Origin of the sequence: Pseudomonas sp. A-R-19 (assembly GCF_019956575.1) — a bacterium.
Taxonomy (GTDB): domain Bacteria; phylum Pseudomonadota; class Gammaproteobacteria; order Pseudomonadales; family Pseudomonadaceae; genus Aquipseudomonas.
The window spans coordinates 1-4,424 of sequence record NZ_JAHBDR010000007.1 but is presented as its reverse complement, the minus strand read 5'-3'; the positions used below and the strand labels follow the sequence as shown (position 1 = coordinate 4,424).

General features: G+C 61.7%; 4 protein-coding genes. All 4 read left to right on the top strand.

Going from position 1 to position 4,424, the window contains the following annotated elements:
- Positions 1 to 539: hypothetical protein (locus KGA88_RS00190; RefSeq protein ID WP_223588127.1), on the top strand; the 539-nt coding region annotated here is incomplete at its 5' end.
- A gap of 133 nt (positions 540 to 672) precedes the next feature.
- Entirely contained in the window at positions 673 to 1,515 is an 843-nt protein-coding gene (locus tag KGA88_RS00185; protein ID WP_223588125.1) for a DUF6502 family protein, read from the top strand.
- Positions 1,512 to 3,134 carry a DUF5666 domain-containing protein gene (locus KGA88_RS00180; RefSeq protein ID WP_223588123.1) on the top strand — a complete coding sequence of 541 codons (1,623 nt, stop codon included), beginning with the start codon at positions 1,512 to 1,514 and terminating at the stop codon, positions 3,132 to 3,134. The genes KGA88_RS00185 and KGA88_RS00180 overlap by 4 nt, the downstream gene beginning before the upstream one ends.
- A 102-nt stretch (positions 3,135 to 3,236) precedes the next feature.
- Positions 3,237 to 3,986, top strand: a complete 750-nt coding sequence (locus tag KGA88_RS00175; RefSeq protein ID WP_103392924.1) for a hypothetical protein — start codon at positions 3,237 to 3,239, stop codon at positions 3,984 to 3,986.
- Positions 3,987 to 4,424: the final 438 nt, after the last annotated feature.

Below are 4,424 nucleotides of genomic sequence, written 5' to 3'. Positions count from 1 at the left end.
GTGGCGGCAACGGTGGTGGCGGTGGTGGAAGCCACGGCGGTAACGGCGGTGGCGGCAACGGTGGTGGCGGTGGTGGAAGCCACGGCGGTAACGGCGGTGGCGGTGGCGGTAACGGTAGTGGCGGCCACGGTGGTAACAGCGGTGGCGGCAGCGGTAGTGGAGGCCACGGTGGTAACAGCGGTGGCAATGGCGGCAACAGTGGCCATAGCGGCAGCGACCATGGCAGTGGCAATGGGAATTCAGGCCATGCCAGCTCTGGAAACTCGAACTCCGGTCGCAGTGGTACCCATGCAGAACCGGGTGACGACCATGGCGTTCACGTCGGTGGCGAGCCAGGTGACGATCATGGCGTTCATGTCGGCGGTGAGCCGGGTGACGATCATGGCGTTCATGTCGGCGGTGAGCCGGGTGACGATCATGGCGTTCATGTCGGTGGTGAGCCGGGTGACGACAATGGCGTCCATGCTGGTGGTGAGCCGGGTGACGACAATGGTGTCCATGCTGGCGGCGAACCTGGCGACGACAACAGCCGGACCTGAAGCGGCCTGATGACCTCATACAAAACCCGGGGGAGCGGTTTTGTATGAGGCACCGCAAAAAAATACGCGCGTGGGCTCATGGGATTAATTCCCACATGGCTATACTTGGGTTATCTATCCAGGAATTCGCTGAATGCAATCGTCCACGCTGCCCATCTCCGTCCTCAAAGCCCTGCGGCATGTCATGCGGCCGCTGGTGCGCCTGATGCTGCGCAAAGGCGTCACCTATCTGGTGTTTGCCGATCTGCTCAAGGAGGTTTTTGTCGATGTGGCGGACCGTGAGTTCCGTCTGGGCGACAAGGCCCCGACCGACAGCCGCATCAGCCTGCTGACCGGCGTGCACCGCAAGGACGTACGGCGTTTGCGCAACAGCAGCGACCCCGCTTCTTCCACACTTCCGGAAAACATCACCTTCGGTGCGCAACTGGTCAATGCCTGGACCTGCGCACCTTTCTGCAACGATGCCGGCCAGCCACTGCCGCTGCCTCGATTGGCCAGTGTCGGCGGCGACCGTTCCTTTGATGCCCTGGTGGCGAAGGTCAGCACGGACATCAGGGCGCGCGTGGTCCTGGACGAGTGGTTGCGCCTGGGGGTTGTGCGCCTTGACGAACAAGAGTGCGTGCACCTCGAAGCCCAGGCCTTCGTGCCGCAAAAGGGCTTCGATGAGAAAGCGGCTTATCTGGGGCATAACCTGCACGATCATGCCTGCGCTGCGGTACACAACCTGAGCAGCGAGGGGCCGGCCTTTTTTGAGCGCAGCGTCCACTATGACGCACTGAGCCCGATGAGCGTCGAGGCGTTGCGCGAGGCCGTTGCCAGCGAGGGGATGCAGGCCCTGTTGAGCTTCAATCGACTCGCCGCCGAGCTGGAATTCCGCGATCTGCCCAGCCTTGAGTCGCGCCAGCGCATCACGGTCGGCCTGTACTTCTACACTGAAGCTTCCGATCCCGACTTACCAACGGCTCCCAAGCCATGACCGTCAATCTGCACCTGATTCGCGCAGTTGCCCTCGTTATGGGCCTGGGGTTTGCGATTGTGTTGCAAGCCGCCCCAGGCTGCGTGAGCGAGAATGACGTGGGCACCATTGAAGTGCCGGTCATCCAGGCTCCGGGTGGCACTGGCGGTACGGGCGCGGCGCCTGGTGGCATGGGCGGTACCGGCATCAGCACCGACAACGGCGGTGTGGGCGGTACCGGTGCGCCGCTGAAAAAACGCCCCGGCGGCATTGGCGGCACCGGTGCCATTGCAGGCGGCGTGGGTGGCACGGGCATCAGCAACGACAACGGCGGGATCGGTGGCACTGGCATTGTCGGCACCATCACCGGGTTCGCCTCGATCTGCGTCAATGGCGTGGAGGTGCACTTCAACAAAAACGTCCCTGTCAGCGAGAACGGCATTGCCGCCACCAGCACCCAGCTGGCAGTCGGCCAAGTGGTTGCCGTACAAGCGTTCAATTCCACGCGCGGTCTGGAAGCCGGGCGCATTTCGATCCTGCATGTCTACGAAGGCCCTTTGACAGCCTTGCCTCGAGACTCCTTGCCCATGCGTGTCATGGGGCAACCGGTGCGTCTGGCCAGCGGTGCTCAAGTCGCTGCCGGCCTGCGTGCGGGTGATCCCGTGCGGGTCAGTGGGCTGCGCGATGCCCGTGGTGAAGTGGTGGCCAGTCGCATCGACCGGGCGCCCGGCCTCAAGGAGGCCAGTGCCATCGGTCCGGTGGATCGCAGCGGTTATCTGCAGGGCCTCAAACTCAGCAATCACCCAGGTCCGGCCCAGGAAATGCTGGTGCGCGGCCAGTGGTCCGGCCGCGAGCTGGACGTCAGCCAAAGTCGCCCCGACCCGAGCCTGCCCTTCATTGGCCGGGCACACAATGCGGTGATCGAGGGTCTGGTACAGGGTCGGCAGGACCACCGCCTGGTGGTGGGTGGCTTTAACGTGACACTGGCGCGCGACACCACGTTTGTCGGTGTGCAGCCTTCGGAGCTGGGGCTGGATCGACGCGTGCGGGTCATCGGCGTGTTCAGTGGCGCACGTGACGTAACGGCCACGCGTATCGAATTGCCCCGCGAGCGCTCCGATTCGCCAGCCAGCAACCAGCACGGGCGAGTTCGAGGCAGCGAGCAAAATACGGACGACTCAAGTGGCTCGGGCAATTCGGGCGACTCGAGCGGCTCCAATAGCTCTGGCAACTCGGGGGATTCCGGCAACTCGGGGAACTCGGGCAGTGACAGGAGCGGCCGCTCCGGGAGCGAAAACAGCGGTGTCGAGGATACTCGCCACGGGGGCAATGACAGTCATGGCGGTGGCGACCAGATAGAACGGGTGAACGTGGACAACTCCGGCAAGTCAGAGCGTGTCGAGAAGGTCGACCAATCCGGCAAAGTCGAGAAAGTGGAAAAGGTCGAGAAGGTCGAGAAGGTCGAAAAAGTAGAGAGGGTGGAGAAAGTCGAAAAAGTCGAACGCCCGGAGAAGGTTGAAAAGGTCGAACGCCCGGAGAAAGTCGAGAAAATTGAGCGACCAGAAAAAGTCGAGAAGGTAGAAAAAGTCGAAAAGGTCGAGAAAGTTGAAAAAGTCGATCACTCTGGCAGGTCGGGTTAAACAGTGCGGGGATGATGCACTTTTGCCATAAGTCACTAGGCTGTGTAAGTCACGCAACAAAGCATGCGTGTGAACTTCGATGACGCAAGACACGAGGTGAACATGGACCCCAAGCGCATCCTGCTCGTCGGTTGGCTTGCCAGCCTGGCCCTGCCGGCGCTGGCCGATACCTTCTCGACCTCGATCGGAACCGACTACTCCCGGGGCGATTATGGCACTGGCACTACCTCCGAAACCTGGTATGTCCCGCTGGTGGGGAAATACGAAACCGGTCCCATGACCTACAAGCTAACCGTGCCCTGGCTGCGCATCACCAATCCTTCGGTCGGCCCTGATGGTGAGCCGTTGCCCGGCGGTTGCGACAAGGTGGAAAGCGGTTTGGGCGATACGGTCGCCGGTGCCGACTATGCCGTGCTTGACGGCAACATTGGCGGGCTGTTCGTGGACCTGATCGGCAAGGTCAAGTTGCCCACCGCCGACGAAGACAAGTGCCTGGGCACCGGCAAAACCGACTATTCCGCCCAGGTCGATGTCGCCAAGGCCTTCGGCCGGGTGACCGGTTTCGCCACCCTGGGCTGGAAAAAATTCGGCGACCCGTCGGGCTCCGACTTCGACAACCCGATATTCGCCGGCCTGGGACTCGCCATGCCCGTGTTCGCGCGGACCTCGGCGGGGGTGTCCTACGACTGGCGGCAGAAGGTTGTTTCCACGGGCGACCAGATCAAGGAACTGACCCTCTTCCTCACGCATAAGCTCAATCAGAACTGGAAATTTCAGTTATATGCCGTCAAGGGTTTTTCCGACGCCAGCCCGGATGCCGAGGCTGGGCTGGTTTTCACCCACACCTACTGATACCCGCCTGGTTCCCTGCGCTGATGCGTTTCACCGCCTCGGCCCGGACCATCGTCTGCGTGAGTCCGGATGTTCGGTCGTTGACACACGGGCTGACAGAACTAATCTATAGGTGTGGGAATATTTCCCACGCATAGATGCTGACTGGCTCTGAAGGATCGTTCGGAAAGCGCAGTTGCTCGATTTTGCTGCAGATTAATGGCCGTGCCGGTTGGCTGGCCGCTCCAATGGGCGGCCGGGAACTCACTGGACATTGCGTTCGATACGGAGATGACGGCGCAACTCCAAGCGGAGGTGCATCATGCTTCTCAAGAAATGTTTATTGGCTCTGGCAATTGGTGGGGTCCTGTCGGCCTCGACTGTCCTGGTACCTGATTACATCGGTAGCTTCTCCAGCGTGTACGCCAAAGATGGCGGCAGCGGTGGTGGGGGCGGCGG